This window comes from Serratia sp. PL17 (genome assembly GCF_017832355.1).
Classification (GTDB): domain Bacteria; phylum Pseudomonadota; class Gammaproteobacteria; order Enterobacterales; family Enterobacteriaceae; genus Serratia.
Genome location: NZ_JAFIBY010000008.1, coordinates 94,949 through 114,033 on the forward strand (window position 1 = coordinate 94,949; position 19,085 = coordinate 114,033).

General features: G+C 52.1%; 23 protein-coding genes and 1 tRNA gene. 16 read left to right on the plus strand and 8 right to left on the minus strand.

Annotated elements, in window-relative coordinates; all coding sequences use genetic code 11:
* Positions 1-48 precede the first annotated feature (48 nt).
* The 3 genes from JOE25_RS21565 (at position 49) to JOE25_RS21575 (ending at position 2,580) form a co-directional block, all read left to right on the plus strand.
* Positions 49-588 carry a GNAT family protein gene (locus JOE25_RS21565; RefSeq protein WP_209638753.1) on the plus strand — a complete coding sequence of 180 codons (540 nt, stop codon included), beginning with the start codon at positions 49-51 and terminating at the stop codon, positions 586-588.
* 120 nt (positions 589-708) lie between these two features.
* On the plus strand, positions 709-1,944 hold the full coding sequence (gene alaC / locus JOE25_RS21570) for an alanine transaminase (RefSeq protein WP_209638755.1): 1,236 nt from the start codon (positions 709-711) through the stop codon (positions 1,942-1,944).
* Between the two features lie 111 nt (positions 1,945-2,055).
* Positions 2,056-2,580 carry a cytochrome b gene (locus JOE25_RS21575; protein WP_209638757.1) on the plus strand — a complete coding sequence of 175 codons (525 nt, stop codon included), beginning with the start codon at positions 2,056-2,058 and terminating at the stop codon, positions 2,578-2,580.
* A 66-nt stretch (positions 2,581-2,646) separates the two neighbouring features.
* On the opposite strand, the gene ypdK is transcribed toward JOE25_RS21575, so the two are convergent.
* From ypdK to JOE25_RS21590, 3 genes are all read right to left on the minus strand, one after another.
* Positions 2,647-2,721 carry a membrane protein YpdK gene (ypdK, locus tag JOE25_RS21580; protein ID WP_104410986.1) on the minus strand — a complete coding sequence of 25 codons (75 nt, stop codon included), beginning with the start codon at positions 2,719-2,721 and terminating at the stop codon, positions 2,647-2,649.
* Between the two features lie 559 nt (positions 2,722-3,280).
* On the minus strand, positions 3,281-3,721 hold the full coding sequence (locus tag JOE25_RS21585; protein ID WP_209638758.1) for a hypothetical protein: 441 nt from the start codon (positions 3,719-3,721) through the stop codon (positions 3,281-3,283).
* A 71-nt stretch (positions 3,722-3,792) separates the two neighbouring features.
* Positions 3,793-4,239, minus strand: a complete 447-nt coding sequence (locus JOE25_RS21590; protein WP_209638760.1) for a DUF805 domain-containing protein — start codon at positions 4,237-4,239, stop codon at positions 3,793-3,795.
* Between the two features lie 293 nt (positions 4,240-4,532).
* Between JOE25_RS21590 and mltB the strand changes: the two genes are divergently transcribed.
* On the plus strand, positions 4,533-5,618 hold the full coding sequence (gene mltB / locus JOE25_RS21595) for a lytic murein transglycosylase B (protein ID WP_209638762.1): 1,086 nt from the start codon (positions 4,533-4,535) through the stop codon (positions 5,616-5,618).
* A gap of 57 nt (positions 5,619-5,675) precedes the next feature.
* Here the strand turns inward: mltB and JOE25_RS21600 are convergent, their stop codons facing one another.
* Entirely contained in the window at positions 5,676-6,827 is a 1,152-nt protein-coding gene (locus tag JOE25_RS21600; protein WP_209638764.1) for an autotransporter domain-containing protein, read from the minus strand.
* A 412-nt stretch (positions 6,828-7,239) separates the two neighbouring features.
* Between JOE25_RS21600 and JOE25_RS26740 the strand changes: the two genes are divergently transcribed.
* Together JOE25_RS26740 and JOE25_RS21605 are read left to right on the plus strand one after the other, a co-directional pair.
* Positions 7,240-7,530: a hypothetical protein gene (locus JOE25_RS26740; protein ID WP_314591854.1), complete on the plus strand. Its 291-nt coding sequence runs from the start codon at positions 7,240-7,242 to the stop codon at positions 7,528-7,530.
* A gap of 111 nt (positions 7,531-7,641) precedes the next feature.
* Entirely contained in the window at positions 7,642-7,941 is a 300-nt protein-coding gene (locus JOE25_RS21605; RefSeq protein ID WP_209638766.1) for a hypothetical protein, read from the plus strand.
* 27 nt (positions 7,942-7,968) lie between these two features.
* On the opposite strand, the gene dsdC is transcribed toward JOE25_RS21605, so the two are convergent.
* Both dsdC and JOE25_RS21615 read right to left on the minus strand, forming a co-directional pair.
* Positions 7,969-8,898, minus strand: a complete 930-nt coding sequence (dsdC, locus tag JOE25_RS21610) for a DNA-binding transcriptional regulator DsdC (protein WP_209638768.1) — start codon at positions 8,896-8,898, stop codon at positions 7,969-7,971.
* A gap of 192 nt (positions 8,899-9,090) precedes the next feature.
* Positions 9,091-9,630 (minus strand): DUF2058 domain-containing protein, encoded by a 540-nt coding sequence (locus JOE25_RS21615; RefSeq protein ID WP_209638770.1) that lies wholly within the window; start codon positions 9,628-9,630, stop codon positions 9,091-9,093.
* A gap of 336 nt (positions 9,631-9,966) precedes the next feature.
* Here JOE25_RS21615 and JOE25_RS21620 point away from each other — a divergent pair, with 336 nt between their 5' ends.
* The gene (locus tag JOE25_RS21620) at positions 9,967-10,395 is read left to right on the plus strand and encodes a DoxX family protein (protein ID WP_209639041.1); all 429 of its coding nucleotides are present in this window, start codon (positions 9,967-9,969) and stop codon (positions 10,393-10,395) included.
* 222 nt (positions 10,396-10,617) lie between these two features.
* Here the strand turns inward: JOE25_RS21620 and JOE25_RS21625 are convergent.
* Positions 10,618-10,692: transfer RNA gene (locus tag JOE25_RS21625), tRNA-Arg, on the minus strand.
* A gap of 130 nt (positions 10,693-10,822) precedes the next feature.
* Entirely contained in the window at positions 10,823-11,752 is a 930-nt protein-coding gene (locus JOE25_RS21630; RefSeq protein ID WP_209638772.1) for a formate/nitrite transporter family protein, read from the minus strand.
* 251 nt (positions 11,753-12,003) lie between these two features.
* Between JOE25_RS21630 and ccmA the strand changes: the two genes are divergently transcribed.
* The 9 genes from ccmA (at position 12,004) to ccmI (ending at position 19,071) form a co-directional block, all read left to right on the plus strand.
* The gene (gene ccmA / locus JOE25_RS21635; RefSeq protein ID WP_209638774.1) at positions 12,004-12,636 is read left to right on the plus strand and encodes a cytochrome c biogenesis heme-transporting ATPase CcmA; all 633 of its coding nucleotides are present in this window, start codon (positions 12,004-12,006) and stop codon (positions 12,634-12,636) included.
* Positions 12,636-13,295 (plus strand): heme exporter protein CcmB, encoded by a 660-nt coding sequence (gene ccmB / locus JOE25_RS21640; RefSeq protein ID WP_209638776.1) that lies wholly within the window; start codon positions 12,636-12,638, stop codon positions 13,293-13,295. The genes ccmA and ccmB overlap by 1 nt, the downstream gene beginning before the upstream one ends.
* Before the next feature lie 118 nt (positions 13,296-13,413).
* The gene (locus JOE25_RS21645; protein WP_209638778.1) at positions 13,414-14,151 is read left to right on the plus strand and encodes a heme ABC transporter permease; all 738 of its coding nucleotides are present in this window, start codon (positions 13,414-13,416) and stop codon (positions 14,149-14,151) included.
* Positions 14,148-14,384 (plus strand): heme exporter protein CcmD, encoded by a 237-nt coding sequence (gene ccmD, locus JOE25_RS21650; protein WP_209638780.1) that lies wholly within the window; start codon positions 14,148-14,150, stop codon positions 14,382-14,384. Before JOE25_RS21645 ends, ccmD begins: the two co-directional genes overlap by 4 nt.
* Positions 14,381-14,875, plus strand: coding sequence for a cytochrome c maturation protein CcmE (gene ccmE / locus JOE25_RS21655; RefSeq protein WP_037423650.1), 495 nt, complete (start codon positions 14,381-14,383; stop codon positions 14,873-14,875). The genes ccmD and ccmE overlap by 4 nt, the downstream gene beginning before the upstream one ends.
* Positions 14,872-16,842, plus strand: a complete 1,971-nt coding sequence (locus JOE25_RS21660) for a heme lyase CcmF/NrfE family subunit (protein WP_209638782.1) — start codon at positions 14,872-14,874, stop codon at positions 16,840-16,842. The genes ccmE and JOE25_RS21660 overlap by 4 nt, the downstream gene beginning before the upstream one ends.
* Positions 16,839-17,390 (plus strand): DsbE family thiol:disulfide interchange protein, encoded by a 552-nt coding sequence (locus tag JOE25_RS21665; RefSeq protein WP_209638784.1) that lies wholly within the window; start codon positions 16,839-16,841, stop codon positions 17,388-17,390. The genes JOE25_RS21660 and JOE25_RS21665 overlap by 4 nt, the downstream gene beginning before the upstream one ends.
* A complete protein-coding gene (locus JOE25_RS21670) occupies positions 17,387-17,860 on the plus strand; it encodes a cytochrome c-type biogenesis protein (RefSeq protein WP_209638786.1) in 474 nt (157 codons plus the stop codon). The genes JOE25_RS21665 and JOE25_RS21670 overlap by 4 nt, the downstream gene beginning before the upstream one ends.
* Entirely contained in the window at positions 17,860-19,071 is a 1,212-nt protein-coding gene (gene ccmI, locus JOE25_RS21675; RefSeq protein ID WP_209638788.1) for a c-type cytochrome biogenesis protein CcmI, read from the plus strand. Before JOE25_RS21670 ends, ccmI begins: the two co-directional genes overlap by 1 nt.
* Positions 19,072-19,085: the final 14 nt, after the last annotated feature.

A 19,085-nucleotide genomic window follows, 5' to 3' on the forward strand; every position in this document is an offset into this window, starting at 1 on the left:
TCCTCATTTTCGTTTTTCGGAGGTCTATGTTTTTAGGAGATAGAAACAATGAAACTGGTCACTGAACGTTTGATCCTGGAGTCAATCACTGCCGACGATTGGCCGCTGTTCCTGCGTCTGTATCAGGATCCAGAGGTGATTCGTTATATTGCCGACCCGCTCAGTGAAGCAGAAATTCGCACGCGTTTTGAGGCCCGACTCCCCGCCTGGGACAAATATGGGGAGCAGTGGCTGTGCCTGGTGATGAGAGAAAAGGCCAGTGAAGACGCGGTTGGTATGACCGGTTTTCGCCCACAATGGCACCCCTACCGGCAGGCAGAAGTGGGATATGGCAGCCTGCCGCTCGCGCAGGGTAAGGGTTATGGCAAGGAATCTCTGCGGGCAGTGCTGGATTTTGCTTTTAACGCCTGCGATTTTCATAAGCTGACAGCCACGGTGACCGAGGGCAATATTGCTTCGCGCCGACTGCTGGAATCCTGTGGCTTTCTGTTGGAGGGCACGTTGCGCGAGAACTACCAGTTGGCGGGGCAATGGCGCGATGACTGGCAGTTCGGGTTATTGGTGTCGGAGTTTAGGGGCGTCAAATAAAAATGTTGTGCCGGGTATCGACAAGCCTGCCAAGGCTGAGATATGTTCAATATCCGGTCAATCTTAGGTTGGCCAGCGTCGCTCGGATGGTCCGGGCGCTAACGTCTCTTCGAGGTATCTATGGCTGATAATAGTCCGCAACGCCGTTTCACGCGTATTGAACGTCTCCCCCCTTATGTATTTAACATCACCGCCGAACTGAAGATGGCCGCACGCCGTCGCGGCGAGGATATTATCGATTTCAGCATGGGCAACCCCGACGGGCCAACGCCGCCGCACATTGTGGAAAAACTCTGCACCGTTGCACAACGTGACGACACCCACGGTTATTCCACCTCGCGCGGCATCCCGCGTTTGCGCCGTGCTATTTCACGCTGGTACGCCGATCGCTACCAGGTGGAGATCGACCCCGAAAGCGAAGCCATTGTCACCATAGGGTCAAAAGAAGGGCTGGCGCACCTGATGTTGGCGACGCTCGATCACGGCGACACCGTGCTGGTGCCAAATCCAAGCTACCCGATCCACATTTACGGTGCGGTGATTGCCGGGGCCCAGGTGCGTTCGGTACCGCTGGTGGACGGTGTGGATTTCTTTGGTGAGCTGGAGCGTGCCATACGCGAAACCATTCCGCGCCCGAAAATGATGATCCTCGGCTTCCCATCGAATCCGACGGCGCAATGCGTAGAGCTGGACTTTTTTGAGCGCGTAGTTGCGCTGGCTAAACAATACAATGTACTGGTGATCCACGATCTGGCCTATGCCGACATCGTGTATGACGGCTGGAAAGCGCCATCCATTATGCAGGTTCCTGGTGCCAAGGACATTGCGGTGGAGTTTTTCACGCTGTCGAAAAGCTACAATATGGCAGGCTGGCGAATTGGTTTCATGGTCGGTAATCCTGAGCTGGTCAACGCACTGGCGCGTATCAAGAGTTATCACGACTATGGCACCTTCACCCCCTTACAGGTAGCGGCTATTGCGGCACTGGAAGGCGATCAGCAATGCGTGTTGGATATTGCAGAGCAATATCGTCAACGCCGTAATGTGCTGGTAAAAGGGCTGCATGAAGCGGGCTGGATGGTGGAGAACCCGAAAGCCTCAATGTACGTTTGGGCAAAAATCCCAGAGCCTTATGCGCACCTTGGTTCACTGGAGTTTGCCAAGCGTCTGCTGGCGGAAGCCAAGGTCTGCGTATCGCCAGGCATCGGTTTTGGTGACTACGGTGATACCCACGTGCGTTTCGCGCTGATCGAAAACCAGGACCGTATCCGTCAGGCCGTGCGCGGTATCAAAGCCATGTTCCGGGCTGACGGGCTGATTAAGCCAGCCAAAAGTAGCCCGACGCCAACCAAATAATTCCTCTAGGCCGGTGCATTCGCTCCGGCCTTTTTTCTTTCTGCTAAGGTTTTCTTCATCATTTACCCACTATCCTTCAATAAGATTTTCTTTATTTATCAGGAAGAGTGTATGGGCAAACGTTACGCGAAATCACAGATTGTTTTGCACTGGCTGACGTTATTGATGGTGATCCTCACTTACTCAGCCATGCTGCTGAAAGATTCGGTACCGGATGATATGGCGTCACTGGTCAAAAATCTGCATTTTAACTTTGGCCTGATGGTCTTCTTGTTGATGTTCATCCGGCTTGGATTGCGTCGGCGTTATGCCACACCGCCGACCACGCCACCCCTTGAGGAATGGCAGGAGTGGGGGGCCAAAATTTTCCACGTGCTGCTTTATGTGCTGTTCCTGGCCTTACCGGTGCTGGGTGTTCTGACGCTGGTTTATGGGGGTAAAGAGTGGGTGTTGCTGGGCTGGCAAGTTCCGCAAGTCGTCACACCCAATCCGGTGCTGCGTAGCGTGATTAAAAGCACGCACGAAACGCTCGCCAATACCGGCTATTTTATTATTGGCGCACATACGCTGGCGGCGCTATACCACCATTATCTGCGCAAGGATGACACCTTGCGCCGCATGATGCCGGGAAAATAGCCGCGTGCAGAAACAACAAAGGGGCGCTTATGCGCCCCTTTATCTATGTTCCTGGTCATGCCTTGGTTATGCAACCATCAGCATAAAGGTGCCAATCCATGTAACCAACATGAATGAAACGCCCATAACAAAATATTTCACTGAACAACTCCCTTTTGGAGTCCCTCGCAAGCCAATGATCCCGATTGTTGTGCTGAGTATTTTGTGGATACTTTGTGGCGATTAGGCGGATCCTTCAACATGAAGAACAACGTCCTTGGCCACAGATTATCCGGTTGTCGTGTTTCAACGTCCGTGAGGTAAAACATGAACCACGACAGGATCGGGGCTAATGTACTCCCAATATGAGCATGATTACAATACTGTGTTTTTGATCACACTTTTTGACGGTTTATTAACCAAGGATTACTGTTTTGAAACGATTTTTATTTACCTTTTTTATCAGGTAAAAGAAGGGAATAGCCCGTTGAAACGGGCTTTATCATTATGTTTGCTGTGATGTTATGAAAAGGGATCAGGCGACGGCGTTTGCGCCCGTCAACAAGATGACCCAGAAGACAAGGCACGACAGCAGAATAACGGTCCAAATATTACGGCGACTCCACTCCATTTTTAGCCTTCACTTTTGCTCTTGATGGTTCGGTAATGAACACATCGGCGAAAAATGAAGAATATTTAGCCCCCGCAAAAAATATTTATCTTATTGCTGGCGAATCTCTGCTACCGAGGTTTGAACTTCATATCCTAACAGGTAGAGGGCTTGCTCCAGCGCTTCCACTTTTGAGGCGTAGGCGACGTCCAGCAGGCGATCCATCTGCCCAGCGTTAAACCCTAATTGACGTGCCAGAGAGGCTTTAGAGGCGCTGCTGGACAGCATAATGTTATGCAGTTCGAGTTTGAGTTTGACCAATACGGGCACATGGATCGCTAATTCTTCCGGTAAGGCGCGGGAAGGGGGAGGTACCGGTCGGCCCTCTTCCATTTCCAGCTTGATGGCAATCAACAGGCTTTCCTGGGCTTCAAGCTCTACATCTTCACGCTTATAGCAGGCGGCCTGTTGTTCAGGAAAATCACGAAAGTGGATCTGCCAGGCATCGCTATCGTTATCAAAGCTGTAATGGGCGGGGTAGTGGCAAGACATGGTATTTCCTGTTTGGCGCGAAGTAATGCGGCATTGTGACCGCTCGGCGTGCAGATAGCCAGTGGCGATGGTCAGGCCTTCATCGGTTTACGCGTGCATAATCCCGTAGGCAACAACAACGCGCATAACAGGCCAATCAGGCTAATAATGATGAGCCAGCGCGTCACTGGGCCGGGGTAATAATTATTCACCACGCTGAGCAGATACAGGGCTAACGCCAGAGGCCAACCAGGTGTACCTATGTCATTAAGGCGAAATGCGGTGCGGGCTACCAGCCAAAGGGTTAAACCTATCCAACACAGTGACCACAGCATAATGCACAGCAGGTAGACAAACACCGCAAAAAACGTGCTGATATCACTGTGCGCGTAAGTTCGGAAGAGATTTTGATCGAGATAAGGTGACAGGTATAACAACAGTGCCAGGCCCGCGGCGAACACCATCACGGAGAAAACATACTCCTTGCGTGCTATGCGGCGTTTAAAGACATTTTTAGCGATCTGTCCGAGAGAATCCAAAATAACATTCCGTTGTATCCGTCATTGCTGACAGGGTTGCAGCCAAAAAGAGGGGCAGTGTAGTGATGCGCTGTGGCGTGTCAATATGATAATTGTTCTCATTTAATCAAGGTTTACGTTTCGGCGGAATAGTTGCCTACCCTAACTAATTCTTTGTTTCTGTGCTTCAAATCACGTTTTTGGCTATTTTGGCTTACCGCCTTGTGATGAGCGACATAATCCAGTTTGTTCGCACCAGACAATGGATTAACATAATCACCACTTATCACTGGCCTGGCTTATATGGATATCCGATGCGTCATTTAGTTGCTCTTCTCCCCCTGCTTACCTTACTCACTGCCTGTAGCAGCGGGCCGAAGCCGACCCCAGCTACGCCTCAGGACAGCACGGTGAAAGGTGGGTTCCTGCTGACGCCAGCGCATTCCGGTCAGCCACTGGGCGGTGATTTTGCCAATAACCCCAATACGGCCCGTTTTATCGATAAAATGGTTCAGGAACACGGTTTTGATCGTCAACAGCTGCATGATGTACTGGCCCAAGCCAAGCGACTGGATTCCGTGTTGCGGTTGATGGATCGCCAAGCGCCAACGCCATCCACACAGGCACCCTCAGGACCGAACGGCTCCTGGCTGCGCTATCGCAATAAATTTATTACGCCGGATAACGTGCAAAATGGCGTGCAGTTCTGGAACCAGTATCAGGATGCGCTGCAGCGTGCTTATCAGGTCTATGGCGTACCACCCGAAATCATTGTCGGTATTATCGGTGTTGAAACCCGCTGGGGCCGCGTGATGGGTAAAACCCGTATTATTGATGCGCTGGCTACCTTGGCCTTCGACTATCCCCGCCGTGCCGATTATTTTGCCGGCGAGCTGGAAACCTTCCTGCTGATGTCACGCACTGAAGGGGATGATCCGCTGGATCTACGTGGTTCATTTGCCGGAGCGATGGGGTACGGCCAGTTTATGCCATCCTCATTCAAAAGTTACGCTGTAGACTTTAACGGTGATGGTCACATTAACTTGTGGGATCCGGTGGATGCGATTGGCAGTGTGGCTAACTACTTTAAAGCACACGGCTGGGCCAAGGGCGAACCTGTTGCGGTGCAGGCTAACGGCCAGGCGCCAGGGTTGGAAAATGGGTTTAAAACGCGTTACTCCGTTGCCAGCCTGGCAGCGGCAGGCCTGACTCCACAGGGTTCCTTGGGCGATAACCAAGAGGCCAGCCTGCTGCGTCTGGATATTGGCACCGGCTATCAGTATTGGTATGGATTACCTAACTTCTACACCATTACCCGCTATAACCACAGCACCCACTATGCGATGGCAGTGTGGCAGTTGGGAGAGGCGGTGGGCCGTTCGGCGCGCGGCGGGTTCTAAACTCGTGAGCACTGATGAGAAAGGCCGCTGAAGCGGCCTTTTTTACGTCGGTAGGGATTAGAAATCGTAACGCAGGCGTACCAGTGTCATATCACCGAGATTGTCGGTGCTTGACGTCAGCACGTGTTCCACATCGACGCGGAAGCCGTAATCAAACTGTACGGTAACGCCCAGACCGTTATCGATACGCTGATAATCGCGGCCGCTCACGTACTGCAGGCGGTCACCCATAAAGTATGGCATCACGGATTTCACCGCATATTGCCCCACAGGTAGGGTGTAACCGGCCAGATACTCAATGCCCCAAGCGTCACCGGCGAAGTAGTCGTTAACGTTGGCTTTCTTGGTGGTCAGGAAGTTGTTGTACCAACCGCCGCCGAAGGTCAGTGTCCAGTTATCTGGTTTCCAGCTCAGCGCAGTACCCAGAATGTTTTGGTCATAATCTTTGGTGGTGTGGGTAGCGGGATCGCGCATCTCTGCACGGGTATAGTTCCACGCGGTGCCCCAGGTCAGATCAGGCGTCAGGTGGTAATCCACGCCCAATGAACCGCCGCCTTCACGCTTGTAGCGCAGGCCATTACCCGGCAGATATTCGTTGTCGCTGAACAGATAGGACGCATAAACGTCCGCGTCACCGAAGGTATTTTTGTACTTCAGCATTTTGCGTGAGCGGTAAGAACCGTCGTAATCGCCGTTGATGCCGTTCCCCGGAGCCTGGGCCAGCATGTCATAGTCCCAGATATCGGTTTTGGCGCCGACTACGTCATAGTACACGCTGTTTTGCTGACCAAAGGTCAATTGTCCCCAGGTTTTACTTTTCAGACCGGTATATAGCATGCGGCGGCTGGTGTTGTTGGCACCATCGGCATAGTGATTATCCCAGTTGAAGAGTGCAGGAATGTTCACGCCCAGCTCGTAATAGCTGATCCAGCTAATGTCATCGAACAGGTAGTAATCAGCGGCAAAGCGGAAGCGGGTGCCTCCGTCGAACCCGTTACGCTTGTAAGAGCCCTTATCGCCATCGCCGGTCATATTGTTGAACTGCGGACGGATACTGCCACCGACCGTAAAGTTAAGGCGGCTCAGCGGATCGCCCGCCTGCGGGTCCTGCTTCAGCAAAGTGATTTCAGCTTGGGCAGCAAAAGAAGTACTACCCACGATCAGTCCCAGAGCAACGGCCTGGGTTAATGCGCGCAATGTGTATGTCATTTTATATCCCTGTGTATGCTTGCCACTCTCACTGGACCTTCGGGTATCAGTGATTGGCTCAGTAAATTTCCTGAGCGTTTTCATCGCTTTTCTTGGTTTTGTAAAAGCGGGCGCATATTTAACACGATTTTGATCACAAAAAGTTACTTTTCTTGCTAATTATTTGATTTGTTTTTAATCACCTGCAAGGGCGGGCGTGCAAGAAACCGGCGTTATGGCGGGCTTCAACGTATCGACCGGTTAGGGGGACAGCGTTCGGATGAACTCAGCTAACACAAAGCATTATATTTTTCACTTGTCAGAGAATGCCATATGCCGTGTAATTTCATTGCGGCCAGAGACAGTTTAATACGTGGTTTTTTCGTTTTATTTTACAAAATTTACCGAGCTAACAAGGGACGTTTAGAACGCTATGAGATTTTATTTCGCACTGTTGATAGGGCTTTTTTCATTGCCGCTAATGGCGGCGGAGTCTCACGTCTGCCATTCGCAGTCATATGATTATGCGAGTATTGGCAAGTTAAGGTTGAGCGATGATACGACTTTTACTTGCCGCGGAGTCGGTCAGTTCACTATTCCTGACTTAGCTAAGCGTGGTTGGAAGGTTATTCACGTGGCACAGCAGACGGAATATACCGGTGACGTGGACAGTGATAGTGAGGTGATTAAAATGTACCAGGAAATAGTCGTCTATAAAGAATAAAGACTACGTGTTTATCAGGTTCACATATCGCCATTTTTTATTCGTGGTGAGGATGTGTCATATTCTTTTTTTCCATGTTGACAGAAGGATAGTACCAAAAAAATATAAATTATGGATGTTGATATTCACAGCTACCAAATGATCTGCGAAAGCCAATTCACTATTACTCTGCAAATATCCAAATATGCCTGGGGTTATCCTTTAATAACCTTAAGTGATAACGGTGATTTTTTTGTGATGGAAAACACCCGGCGAGGGCGATTGCCTAATCAGATGCCGGTGGAAATAATAACCTTTACTAATAATGACTCTGTAGCATGGGATAACAACCGTAAGCATATTTATTATTCGAAGTCAGGGCGTTTGTACAGCTGTGCGCTGGATTTTTCCTATGTTCCAAAGAAATGGTAATACGCACTCTGCTCATACCTCCGGCCATCAGGCCAGAGGTGCTATCTTCATCATCCACTGTTTGAAAGCGATGATCTTCGGCCACTGGCGTTCGGTGGTGGTTGAAATAAAATAACAATGTTCGCAAGGCAGAGTCATATTGGTAAACGGAATAATCAGCTCTCCGCTTTTAATCCAGTCTTGCACCAGATTAAGCCGGCCCATTGCGACGCCAAGATGCTGCGTTGCCGCCAGCACGGCCAGATCTGAGCGATCGAATTCCATGCTTTTGCTGTCGGTATCCAACCCCAGTTCAAAATGTTGTGACCAGGTTAGCCACTCGTCTTCACCCGAGTTGTATCGGTCGTGCAGCAGAGTGCAATCGGCCAGGTTTTCAGGCGCATTGTAGAGATTATGCTTTTGGGCGTATTGCGCAGTGCAGATTGGGACCATAGACTCGTGCATAAAGGCTTCGTCCAGTTGCTTGCCCGATGGCAGGCGACCGAAATACAGCGCTAAATCAACGCCTCGATTGGCCAGATTGATATTTTCTTGGCCCGTGAGAATGTTTAAATGAATGGTGGGATACTGAGCAGTAAAATCGCTGATTCTGGGTATCAGTAAACATTGTACAATCGAAGGATGCGAGTAAATGGTCAAGGTGCCCGTCAATTCACGGTTTCTAATATCAAGAATTTCTTGGGTTAGGGCGTCGAAGGAATGGCTTAACGACCACTGCATACGCTCGCCTTCAGGTGTTAGCGTAATTCTGCGATGAAATCGTTGAAATAAAAGAAAACCCAGTTCTTTTTCTAACAGGTTAATTCTATGACTTACAGCGCTGGGGGTAATTGAAAGTTCCTCTGCCGCCAATGAAAAGGATAAGTGGCGGGCAACACATTCAAAAGTATGCAAGCGAGAAAATTGATAGCTCGTCAGTGGACTTGCTCTTTTTGAATACTTCTTGTTGGGGAACATGTTATTACTCCATTCACGTGATGTAATAATGGTAACATTTTAATGAAGGTAACTAAAATACGAATTGACGTGTTTTTTAGCCACGCTGGCATGTGGGGGTAATATTTTTTATGACGTGTTTTTTATGCAGAAAATTCAACGGTACGGAAGGGGGCGGGCAAGGATGACAGTCCATTGCCCTAAGGAGCTTGGTTACCACATCAAATCATCAGGGACAACAAAATCTGCGTAAGGATCTTCCTCGTCTTGCGCTTCCTGAGTGAGTTCAGCGCTTAATACAATGTAGCTCGCATCCCGTTGTGCGATTTTATTGGCTACGACCGCAGGTATAATCGCATACTCACCCTCACTGTTATTGTCAGTAATCAGGCGGGCAATGGCGAGGCGACCATTGATCAATTGGGTTTGAGTCGCCTTATCTACAGAGATATTTTTGATCAGATTATTATCTGTGAAGTTATAGCTAATATCACCCTTTGAAATAACGATTCTGTTCATTTCAATGAGTTGTTTAATCTGCGCTTTATACTCTTTCGATAAGGCCGCTTGTTTTTGTTGCTCACTTAACTGTTTGTCACGCTCGATTTGCGTCTTCTTGTTTAATTCTACGGCTTCTCTCGCCTCACGAGCCTGGACGCGTGACTTTTTAGCCGTTCTTTGCACTTTTTCTAGCTTCTTGCTGCTGACGAGTCCAGCTTTAAGCATCTGCTCTTGTAATGTGAGTTTTGTCATGTTCGTTTCTAAAATCGATTAAATCGTGTCTGGGATTATACCTTTAATAGTCGACACTGTGCCAGATTCTGAAACCGGGTCATGCGTTATCCTGGTAACCCTGAGAGGCCTTTCGAAGGCTTCAGGACCAATGCCACTGAAATGACTGTGGCGGGTGCCGTTGTAGAATGCTGCAATGCAATGTTTTCGTTTCAATGCCCCTCAAATCCCTTTATGCCACTGGATTAACTGGACAAAACTTAACCCAGATCAACCCAAATGAGAATAATTCTCCACTCGTTTAGCGATTAGCAATTACTTTATAGAAACAAGAAAACGTCTTCGGGAGTGATAATGATGAGGCAACTTTATATCCGCTTTACCACTGCGCTGAACAAACCTGATCTGGCCATTTTACTGCTGAGAATCACCTACGGTCTGCTGATTTTCCATGGCTGGCACAAGGTGCACGATGGCCTCGCCGGGATTGAAGGCATGCTGGCAGGCTATGGAGTCCCGGCGTTCGTGGCGTATGGTGTGATCATCGGGGAAGTCATTGCCCCGATCATGATTATGCTGGGCATTTTCACCCGTCTTGCAGCGCTGTCAGCCGCAGCCACTATGGTTGTTGCGTGGTTGATGGTCGGTATCCACCAAACTTTCGCGCTGTCACCGGTCGGCGCGTGGGCGATTGAAGATATCGTGTATTACTTCATGGCAGCCGTTGTGATTGCGCTGTACGGCAGTGGCCGTTATTCCGTTATGAGTAACCCGGTATATCGCTGATTTTCTCTCTCAGCGTGTTTTCTAATGAAACACGCTGAGTTTTCCATTTAACGTGATTTATGGCTGTGTGGCGTAAATCGAACCTGCCATACCAACTTTTGTACCGACAATTAAGCGTGGCTGTGGGTAGAATTCGGTAGAGTTTCGGTAGAGTATAGAAGACAAAGTGAGTTGGTTAACTCATTGTTTTTTGAGTAAAGTAGATTTTGTTCGGCATCGGAATGGTGTCCCCGACTGGAATCGAACCAGTAACTAGCCCTTAGGAGGGGCTTGTTATATCCGTTTAACTACGGGGACGCTGCGGGCTGGCAACCTGAGGCTGCCGGGGTAGTATACCTTTTTTTACCCGCAGAATAAGCGCTTAGCGGTGCGTTTGCTCATTACATCGCCAATATGCGTTGAATTTTGCCTGCTGCGCTGATCGCGATCACGGTTTCCTTGTCTTGTCGGTTTGTTTTTCTGCCTTTAGCCGCTCAGCCTTGTTTTTGTCACTCATGTCGTTGCGGATCTGCGCATGGCTGATTAACGCAAAGATAAAGGTGCCGCCAATAATGTTGCCTGCTAGCGTAGGGATAGCGAACGGGTAGATGAAATCGTGCCACGGAATGATGCCGCTAAACACCAGATAAAGGATCTCTACCGATCCGACCACGATATGGGTGAGATCGCAAATCGCCACCAGGTAGGTCATGAGTACGATCACCCAAATCTTGGCTGCGCCAGCGGACGGAAACATCCACACCATGGTTGCAATGATCCAACCGGCCAGAATGCCGTTAGCGAACATTTCCGACGGTGAGTTTTGCATGACCTCTTCAGACAGGCTAACGAAGGCGTTCCGGGTATTTTCATCAAAAATCGGCATATGGATAAATGCCAGCGACGCCAGCCCGGTGCCAACCAGGTTACCCAGCAACACGACACCCCACAGGCGAAGCAGGATGATGATATTTCTCGGTGTCGGTTTATGCATGATCGGCAGTACGGCGGTCACGGTATTCTCGGTAAACAACTGCTGACGCGCCATGATCACGATGATAAAGCCAAAGGTGTAGCCAATATTTTCGATAAAGAAGCGGCTGGGGTCGTCCGGCAAGCGGGCGTGAAAAATGCCTTTCGCCATCAACGAGGCGCCCATCGACAGCCCGGCAGCCACCGCTGACCACAGTAACGCCCAGCCGTCGCGTTCCAGCTCTTTCTCACCTTCCATGCGGATCTGCTCATGTACTGCCGCCGCGCGTGAAGGTAAATTCTCTTCTTTTATCTCGATTTCGCTCTTGCCCTGCTCATGCTCCTTGCTTTCGACTTGCACGTCATTATCCGTATCTGCCTGCGGGTGAGGGTGTTGGTCGCTCATTATCTGCTCTCTCCATTGATGCTGCCAAGGCCACGCATTAAGCGTAGTTGGCCCAGCGCTCCCGCGAAAGCCATGCTGCAAATGGCAGAAAAAAGTAACAAGACTTTAACGCCGCCGTTTTTTTCTACGCATTCTTGATCTGGTACGCAATATTACCCCTATTGGAGTAGCTGAGCGGCCTGTCGCGGGGTACGTGCTGCAGATGGCTTATGCTATGATCGCTATCCCAAAGAAAAATATGAGTTCTCCCGATGCTGGAAGCTAAAAATCTGAGTTGCGTCCGAGATGAACGCACCCTGTTTAGCGCGTTAAGCTTTAGGGTAACGCCGGGCGATATTATTCAGGTTGAAGGGCCAAACGGTGCGGGTAAGACCAGCCTGTTACGCATTTTGGCCGGTTTGGCTCGGCCAGATAGCGGAGAGGTCTGCTGGCACGGACAAAATACGTTACGCCAGCGCGAACGCTACCATCAGGATTTACTGTTTCTCGGCCATCAGCCGGGGATTAAAACCATGTTGACCCCTTTTGAGAACCTGCAGTTTTACCAGGCAGTGCGCACGTCACCCGATCGCCAGGCGATTTGGCAGGCGTTGGAGCAAGTGGGGTTGGTGGGCTATGAAGATTTACCGGTGGCGCAGCTTTCCGCTGGGCAGCAGCGCCGGGTTGCGTTGGCTCGCCTGTGGCTCAGCGACAGCCCACTTTGGATCCTGGATGAGCCACTAACGGCAATCGATAAGCAAGGCGTGGCTGAATTGATTAGCCTTTTTGAGCAACATGCGCAGCAGGGCGGCATGGTATTGTTGACTACGCATCAGGATTTGGCTGGCGCGACACAGGCTGTAAGGAAAATCAGCCTGACGGAAAACCGCGTGGAGAACTTTTGATGTTTCTGACTGTATTGCGCCGTGAGCTGAAGATTGCCTTTCGCAAAGGGTCGGAAATCGTCAATCCACTGTGGTTCTTCCTGATCGTTATCACGCTGTTTCCGTTAGGTATTGGGCCAGAACCACAGCTGCTGGCGCGCATTTCGCCGGGGATAATTTGGGTCGCTGCGTTGTTGGCGGCGTTGTTGTCGTTGGAGCGCTTGTTCCGCGATGACTTTCTTGATGGTTCGCTAGAGCAACTTCTGCTGTTGCCGACGCCGCTGCCAATGACGGTGTTAGGCAAAGTGTGTGCTCACTGGGTCGTCACCGGCTTGCCCTTGTTAATCCTGTCGCCGCTGGTGGCCTTGTTGCTGTCGTTGAACATAAATACCTGGCAGGCGGTTGCGTTGACGCTCTTGCTGGGTACGCCGACGCTCAGTTTGATTGGTGCTATCGGTGTGGCGTTGACCGTTGGGTTACGCAAAGGTGGCGTGCTGCTGAGTCTGCTGGTATTGCCACTGTATATACCGGTGCTGATATTTTCCACCGCCGCCATCGACGCCGCCTCTATGGGCATGCCAATAGACGGTTACCTGGCAATTCTGGGGGCGATGTTGGCGGGCAGCATCACGCTGGCGCCTTTTGCCACCGCAGCAGCGCTGCGAGTGAGCGTGCACTAGCTAACTTATTGAAACGCGGGTTAACGCCACAAAGAGCGTGTTCCACCGCACAAGTAATTTTCGTCGCCTCGGTAGACGGGGCGGCCACCGTATAAATTTACCGTGAGCAATGACGACAATGTGGAAATGGTTACATCAATTTGCCCAGCCTGAACGGCTGTATCACGTCTGTGGACGTTTTATCCCCTGGCTGGGGCTAGCCGGTGCAGCCTGTCTGCTGCTGGGTTGGGTATGGGGCTTTGGCTTCGCCCCGAAGGACTATCAGCAGGGTGATAGCTTCCGCATCATGTATATCCATGTGCCGGCTGCCATGTGGTCGATGGGGATCTACGGTTCGATGGCCGTTGCCGCCTTTATCGGTCTGGTGTGGCAGATGAAAATGTCGGATACCGTTGTCGCTGCGATGGCGCCCGTGGGGGCGGTATTTACTTTTATTGCCCTGGTCACCGGCTCTGCCTGGGGTAAGCCGATGTGGGGGACCTGGTGGGTGTGGGATGCGCGTCTGACGTCCGAGTTGGTGCTGCTGTTCCTTTATATCGGCATTATTGCGCTGTACAACGCCTTCGAAGACCGGCGTCTGGCAGGCCGCGCCGCGGGCATTTTGGTGCTGGTCGGGGTGGTGAATATCCCGATTATTCATTTCTCTGTCGAATGGTGGAATACGCTTCATCAGGGTTCGACTAATATGCAACAGAGTATAGCGCCAAGCATGCGAACCCCGCTGCGCTGGGCAATCCTCGGTTACCTGCTTTTCTTTATCACCCTCACGCTGATGCGTTTGCGTAATCTGATCCTGTCTCAGGAACGTCAGCGTCCGTGGGTTGCCAGCCTGATCAATAAGGAGCGCCAATCATGAATGCCGCATTTACGAGCTGGCAGGCGTTCTTCGCTATGGGGGGGTATGCCTTTTACGTCTGGCTGGCGGTGTCTATTACGCTGCTCTCGTTGTTGGGCCTGGTCGTCCACACCTTCTGGCAGCGCCGGCAATTGCTGGGTGAGATTGGCCGTCGTCAGGCGCGCGAACGACGGATTCGTCAGTCGCAGCAGTCGAAACAAAAATCCGCTAACTCGCGGGAGAAATCATTGTGAATCCACGTCGTAAAAGTCGCCTGTACCTGGCGATTGTAGTGCTGATCGGCGTCGCGCTTACTGCAACCCTGATGCTGTATGCGCTGCGTTCCAACATCGATCTGTTTTATACCCCGAGTGAAATTCTGCTGGGCAAGGGCGAAAATCATGAAAAACCGGAAGTGGGGCAACGCCTGCGTATCGGTGGCATGGTGATGCCAGGATCGGTGAAGCGCGATCAGAAAACATTACAGGTCAGCTTCAAAGTCTACGATGCACGTGGCGCGATTGATGTCACCTACACCGGCATCCTGCCGGACCTGTTCCGCGAAGGGCAGGGTGTGGTGGCACAAGGTGTGCTGGGTGAAGGCAACGTGGTCAATGCCCGTGAAGTGCTGGCGAAACATGATGAAAAATACACACCGCCGGAAGTGGCTGATGCAATGAAAGAAAACCATAAAGGACCGGCGTCGACCTATGCGGCTCCGCAGAATGAGGGCGCTAAATCATGATGCCGGAAACGGGAAGTTTTCTGCTGTGCCTGGCATTAGCGATCTCGCTCCTGCTGAGTATTTATCCACAATGGGGCGCTGCGCGTCAGGACCGTCGCATGATGGCGGTCGCCCGCCCGTTGACCTACGGTATGTTTGCCGCCATTGCGATGGCTTTCATCTGCCTGGTATATGCTTTTGTCGTCAATGACTTTACCGTGGCCTATGTGGCCGCCAACTCTAACACCCAATTGCCGGTGTATTACCGCATTGCCGCTACCTGGGGCGCCCATGAGGGGTCGCTGTTACTGTGGGTGCTGTTGCTGAGCTGCTGGTCGCTGGCCGTGGCATTGTGCAGCCGTTCGATGCCACAGGATGCCGTGGCGCGCGTGTTGTCTGTGATGGGCATGATTACCGCAGGTTTCCTGTTGTTTATCATCATGACGTCCAATCCGTTCACCCGCACACTGCCGAACTTCCCGATCGACGGCAGCGATCTCAATCCGCTGCTGCAGGATATCGGTCTGATTTTCCATCCCCCGTTGTTGTACATGGGGTATGTCGGTTTCTCGGTGGCGTTCGCGTTTGCCATCGCTTCATTGATGGCCGGCCGGCTCGATACCGCCTGGGCACGCTGGTCACGCCCCTGGACTACGGCGGCCTGGGTGTTCCTCACCATGGGAATCGTGCTGGGTTCTGCCTGGGCGTACTACGAGCTGGGCTGGGGGGGCTGGTGGTTCTGGGATCCGGTCGAAAACGCGTCATTTATGCCGTGGTTGGCCGGTACGGCGCTCATGCATTCACTGGCAGTGACTGAGAAGCGCGGTACCTTCAAGGCCTGGACGGTATTGCTGGCCATTACCGCTTTCTCGCTGTGCCTGCTGGGGACCTTCCTGGTGCGTTCAGGCGTGTTGGTTTCGGTGCACTCCTTTGCGTCCGATCCGGCGCGTGGCATGTTTATCCTCGCCTATCTGGTCATCGTAATCGGTGGTTCTTTACTGCTGTATGCGGTCAAGGGCGGGCAAGTGCGTAGCCGGGTGCAGCACGAAACCTTCTCGCGTGAAACCTTCCTGTTAGGTAACAATGTGCTGTTGATCGCCGCCATGCTGGTGGTGCTGTTGGGTACGTTGTTACCGCTGGTGCACAAACAGTTGGGGCTGGGTAGCATCTCAATTGGCGAGCCCTTCTTTAATACCATGTTCACCTGGCTAATGGCGCCGATGGCGCTGTTAATGGGCATCGGGCCTTTGGTGCGCTGGCGCCGTGATGAGCCGACCAAGCTGTGGCGCCGTCTGAGCGTAGCGCTGGTGATTACGCTGGTGCTGTCCATTCTGTTGCCGTGGCTGTTGCAAGACAGCATTGCCGGGATGACGGTGGTAGGGCTGATCATGGCGGTTTGGGTGATTATCCTGACGCTGATGGAGTTGCACGAACGTGCGACGCATCGTCACGGGTTCTGGCGCGGCCTGCGCCATCTTTCCCGTAGCCACTGGGGTATGGTGTTGGGCCACCTTGGTGTCGCGGTGACGGTGATCGGCATCGCATTTAGCCAGAACTACAGTGTGGAACGCGATGTGCGCATGAAGGCCGGCGACAGCGTAGACATTCATAACTATCACTTTGTATTCCGTGACGTGCATGATATTCGCGGACCGAACTACAGCGGTGGTGTTGGCATCATCGATGTCACCCGAAACGGCAAGCCGGAAGCGACTCTGCACGCAGAAAAGCGCTATTACAGTGTGGCACGCAGCATGATGACCGAAGCGGCGATTGACGGCGGTTTTAGCCGCGATCTGTATGCGGCATTGGGTGAGGAGCTGGACGACGGCTCTTGGGCCGTGCGGTTGTACTACAAACCTTTCGTACGCTGGATCTGGTTCGGTGGGGTGTTTATGGCGCTGGGCGGCATCCTGTGCATACTCGATCCACGCTATCGTATGAGCAAGAAACTCAAGCGTGAAGGCAAACTGGAGGAGCAGGCATGAACCGTAAACTGCTGTTTATTCCGTTAATCCTGTTCTTGCTGTTAGTGGCGGCATTTATGGTGCAGTTGACGCGTAACGCCGGTGGTGAAGACCCGACGATGCTGGAATCGGCGTTGATCGGCAAACCTGTACCGGCCTTCAAGCTGGAATCCCTCGATCAACCCGGCAAGACCTACGATCAGGCCGTGCTGCGCAACGGTAAACCGATGTTGCTAAACGTCTGGGCGACCTGGTGCCCAACCTGCCGCGCCGAGCACCAATATCTCAATACCCTGGCCACGCGTGGCATCCGCGTAGTGGGATTGAACTACAAAGATGATCGTAGCAAAGCGGTCACTTGGTTGAACTCGCTGGGCAACCCCTACGCGCTGAGCCTGTATGACGGCGATGGCATGCTGGGGCTGGATTTGGGGGTGTACGGTGCACCGGAAACGTTCTTGATCGACGGACAAGGCATTATTCGCTATCGCCACGCTGGGGATATGAACGAACGCGTGTGGCAGCAGGAAGTATTACCACTGTACAGAAAGTACGGGGGTGAGGCATGAAGCTGATTGTCTTGGTATTTGCCGCATTGCTGAGCTGGAGCGCAGCAGCGGCTATCGATACCTATCAGTTCACATCGGTGGAGCAGGAACAGCAATACCGTGAACTGACAGAACAACTGCGCTGCCCGAAATGCCAGAACAACAGCATTGCCGACTCTAACGCCATCATCGCGGCAGACATGCGTACCAAAGTGTACGAATTGATGATGCAGGGACAGAATAAGCAGCAGATCATCGATTACATGGTCGCGCGTTACGGCAATTTTGTTACCTACGAGCCCCCGGTGACCCCGGCGACGTTGATCTTGTGGGTTGGCCCGTTGCTGTTCGTACTGATTGGCGGGGCGGTGGTGATACTGCGCACTCGCCATCGCCGTGCCGGTACCGCTAATGCGAGCGATGAATTCTCCGAGCAAGAGCAACAGCGTCTGGCGGCGCTGCTGAAAGAGACTGACAGGAAGAAACCCTAATGGCTTTTTGGCTGATGATTATTGTGTTGCTGGTTGGCGCTGCGGCGTTGCTGGTGGTGCCGGCAATGCGCCACAGCGGCAAAAACACGGCCGCGAGCCGGGATGCGTTGAACAAGGCATTTTACCAGGATCGCCTGCACGAGCTTGAGCAGGACGAAGAGCAGGGCGTGGTTGCAGAGCGCCCGGAGTTGGTGAAGGAGCTTCAGCAAAACCTGCTGAACGACATACCTGGCCAGCAAGAAACGCAGGCCAAGCCGATCAACCGTTGGGCTTTGGTGCCGGGTGTTGTGCTGCTGGTTGTGGTCACTGTGGGTTTTTATCTGAAAACCGGCGGATTGGCGCAGGTGCTGGACTGGCAACAGGTGGAAGCCCAAATGCCAGAACTGCGCGCGCGCGTTGTCAATGAACGCGCCCAGCCGCTAAGTATGGAAGAGATCGCCCGTCTTGGATTGGGCCTACGCACTGCGTTGCAGCAGGACGATCGCAATATCAATGACTGGATGATGTTGGGGCGTGTCGGCATGGCGCTGAATAATGCGACCACGGCGACCCAAGCATTTGCGCATGCTTATCAACTGGATCCGAATAGTCTGGAAGTGCGCCTCGGTTATGCAGAAGTCTTGACGCGATCCAATGATCCAGAGGATAACAAGCAAGCCACACAGATGCTGCGCAAGATGATCGCCGAAGATCATACCAATTTGCGGGTGCTGAGCCTGTTGGCGTTTAACGCCTTCGAGCAAGGGGATTTCAAGCAGGCGATCGGTGCCTGGCAGGTGATGTTGAAGCTGCTGCCGGCTAACGATCAACGTGCTGAAGTGATAAAGCGCAGCATTGAACAAGCAAAAACCCAGGCGGGCGGAGAAACTGTTAAACTTGCTGTTAACGTGACGTTATCGCCGCAGGCGACTAACGCTTTGCCGCAGCAGGGTACGCTGGTAATCTCGGTGACCGATGGCACCAATCCGGTGCCGGTTGCAGTAAAACAACTGCCTTTAAGCCGCTTCCCACTGTCGTTTTCGTTGGATGACAGTAACGCCATGATGCCTGAACGGCTGCTTTCGGCCCAGCATCAGGTCAAGGTGCGGGTACGAATTTCTCAGGATGGTCTGGCCACGCCGCAGGCGGGTGACTGGTTCGGTGAAAGCGCGCTGCAGAATTTCAGCGGTAAAGAGCAGATTGACGTTCAGATAAACAAGCAGGTCCCCTGAATAAAAAGACCGAA

What these genes read in the sequence shown, in the direction of transcription:
- JOE25_RS21565 (WP_209638753.1), top strand. Translation starts at nt 49, where the DNA reads ATGAAACTGGTCACTGAACGTTTGATCCTGGAGTCAATCACTGCCGAC.
- alaC (WP_209638755.1), top strand. Translation starts at nt 709, where the DNA reads ATGGCTGATAATAGTCCGCAACGCCGTTTCACGCGTATTGAACGTCTC.
- JOE25_RS21575 (WP_209638757.1), top strand. Translation starts at nt 2,056, where the DNA reads ATGGGCAAACGTTACGCGAAATCACAGATTGTTTTGCACTGGCTGACG.
- JOE25_RS21585 (WP_209638758.1), bottom strand. Translation starts at nt 3,721, where the DNA reads ATGTCTTGCCACTACCCCGCCCATTACAGCTTTGATAACGATAGCGAT.
- mltB (WP_209638762.1), top strand. Translation starts at nt 4,533, where the DNA reads ATGCGTCATTTAGTTGCTCTTCTCCCCCTGCTTACCTTACTCACTGCC.
- JOE25_RS21600 (WP_209638764.1), bottom strand. Translation starts at nt 6,827, where the DNA reads ATGACATACACATTGCGCGCATTAACCCAGGCCGTTGCTCTGGGACTG.
- JOE25_RS26740 (WP_314591854.1), top strand. Translation starts at nt 7,240, where the DNA reads ATGAGATTTTATTTCGCACTGTTGATAGGGCTTTTTTCATTGCCGCTA.
- JOE25_RS21605 (WP_209638766.1), top strand. Translation starts at nt 7,642, where the DNA reads ATGGATGTTGATATTCACAGCTACCAAATGATCTGCGAAAGCCAATTC.
- dsdC (WP_209638768.1), bottom strand. Translation starts at nt 8,898, where the DNA reads ATGTTCCCCAACAAGAAGTATTCAAAAAGAGCAAGTCCACTGACGAGC.
- JOE25_RS21615 (WP_209638770.1), bottom strand. Translation starts at nt 9,630, where the DNA reads ATGACAAAACTCACATTACAAGAGCAGATGCTTAAAGCTGGACTCGTC.
- JOE25_RS21620 (WP_209639041.1), top strand. Translation starts at nt 9,967, where the DNA reads ATGAGGCAACTTTATATCCGCTTTACCACTGCGCTGAACAAACCTGAT.
- JOE25_RS21630 (WP_209638772.1), bottom strand. Translation starts at nt 11,752, where the DNA reads ATGAGCGACCAACACCCTCACCCGCAGGCAGATACGGATAATGACGTG.
- ccmA (WP_209638774.1), top strand. Translation starts at nt 12,004, where the DNA reads ATGCTGGAAGCTAAAAATCTGAGTTGCGTCCGAGATGAACGCACCCTG.
- ccmB (WP_209638776.1), top strand. Translation starts at nt 12,636, where the DNA reads ATGTTTCTGACTGTATTGCGCCGTGAGCTGAAGATTGCCTTTCGCAAA.
- JOE25_RS21645 (WP_209638778.1), top strand. Translation starts at nt 13,414, where the DNA reads ATGTGGAAATGGTTACATCAATTTGCCCAGCCTGAACGGCTGTATCAC.
- ccmD (WP_209638780.1), top strand. Translation starts at nt 14,148, where the DNA reads ATGAATGCCGCATTTACGAGCTGGCAGGCGTTCTTCGCTATGGGGGGG.
- JOE25_RS21660 (WP_209638782.1), top strand. Translation starts at nt 14,872, where the DNA reads ATGATGCCGGAAACGGGAAGTTTTCTGCTGTGCCTGGCATTAGCGATC.
- JOE25_RS21665 (WP_209638784.1), top strand. Translation starts at nt 16,839, where the DNA reads ATGAACCGTAAACTGCTGTTTATTCCGTTAATCCTGTTCTTGCTGTTA.
- JOE25_RS21670 (WP_209638786.1), top strand. Translation starts at nt 17,387, where the DNA reads ATGAAGCTGATTGTCTTGGTATTTGCCGCATTGCTGAGCTGGAGCGCA.
- ccmI (WP_209638788.1), top strand. Translation starts at nt 17,860, where the DNA reads ATGGCTTTTTGGCTGATGATTATTGTGTTGCTGGTTGGCGCTGCGGCG.